Annotated in this window: 1 protein-coding gene; it reads right to left on the bottom strand. The window is 70.0% G+C overall.

Annotated features, from left to right (window positions below; all coding sequences use genetic code 11):
* Positions 1-1,290, bottom strand: a 1,290-nt coding sequence (locus IE260_RS41005) for a class II 3-deoxy-7-phosphoheptulonate synthase (protein ID WP_189881019.1), incomplete at both ends; no start/stop codon positions are given.

Genomic DNA, 1,290 nt, shown 5'->3' with positions numbered 1-1,290 from the left:
CATCTCGGCGACGAGGAAGGCCAGGTCGAGGGACTGGCTGCGGTTCAGCCGGGGGTCGCAGGCCGTCTCGTAGCGCTGGTGCAGGTCGTCGACGAAGATCTCGTCGCCGCCGCCCACGCACTCGGTGACGTCGTCGCCGGTCAGTTCCACGTGGATGCCGCCCGGGTGGGTGCCGAGCGCCTTGTGGACCTCGAAGAAGCCCTTGACCTCGTCGAGCACGTCGTCGAAGCGGCGGGTCTTGTGCCCGGAGGCCGCCTCGAAGGTGTTGCCGTGCATCGGGTCGGTCACCCAGGCCACCGTCGCACCCGAGGCGGTCACCTTCTCGACCAGCTCCGGAAGCCTGTCCCGGATCTTGTCCGCGCCCATCCGCACGATGAAGGTCAGCCGGCCCGGCTCACGCTCCGGGTCCAGACGCTCGATGTACTGCAGCGCCTCCTCGGCCGTCGTCGTCGGACCGAGCTTGATGCCGATCGGGTTGCGGATCCTCGACGCGAACTCGATGTGCGCGTGGTCCAGCTGCCGGGTGCGCTCACCGATCCACACCATGTGCCCGGAGACGTCGTACAGCCGGCCGGTACGCGAGTCCACCCGGGTCAGCGCCGACTCGTAGTCCAGCAGCAGCGCCTCGTGCGAGGCGTAGAACTCGACCGTCTTGAACTCCTCCGGGTCCGTGCCGCAGGCCCGCATGAAGTTCAGCGCGTTGTCGATCTCGCGCGCCAGCTGCTCGTAACGCTGGCCGGACGGGGACGACCTCACGAAGTCCTGGTTCCAGGCGTGCACCTGGCGCAGGTCGGCGTAGCCGCCGGTGGTGAAGGCGCGCACCAGGTTCAGCGTGGAGGCCGAGGCGTGGTACATCCGCTTCAGCCGCTCCGGGTCCGGGACCCGGGCCTCCTCGGTGAAGTCGAAGCCGTTGACGGAGTCGCCGCGGTAGGTCGGCAGCGTCACGCCGTCGCGGGTCTCGGTCGGCTTGGAGCGCGGCTTGGAGTACTGGCCGGCGATCCGGCCGACCTTCACCACGGGCACGGAGGCGGCGTAGGTGAGCACGGCGCCCATCTGGAGCAGCGTCTTGAGCTTGTTGCGGATGTGGTCCGCGGACACCGCGTCGAAGGCCTCGGCGCAGTCGCCGCCCTGGAGGAGGAACGCCTCTCCCCTGGCGACGGCCGCCATCCGGGCGCGCAGCTGGTCGCACTCGCCCGCGAAGACGAGCGGCGGATACGACTCGAGGTCCGCGATCACTGCGCGCAGAGCCTCGGGGTCGGGGTACTCGGGCTGCTGCGCCGCGGGCAGGTC

The organism is Streptomyces viridiviolaceus, from assembly GCF_014650995.1.
Taxonomy (GTDB): domain Bacteria; phylum Actinomycetota; class Actinomycetes; order Streptomycetales; family Streptomycetaceae; genus Streptomyces; species Streptomyces viridiviolaceus.
The sequence above is the reverse complement of the archived record's forward strand: the minus strand, read 5'-3'. Positions and strand labels throughout refer to the sequence as shown.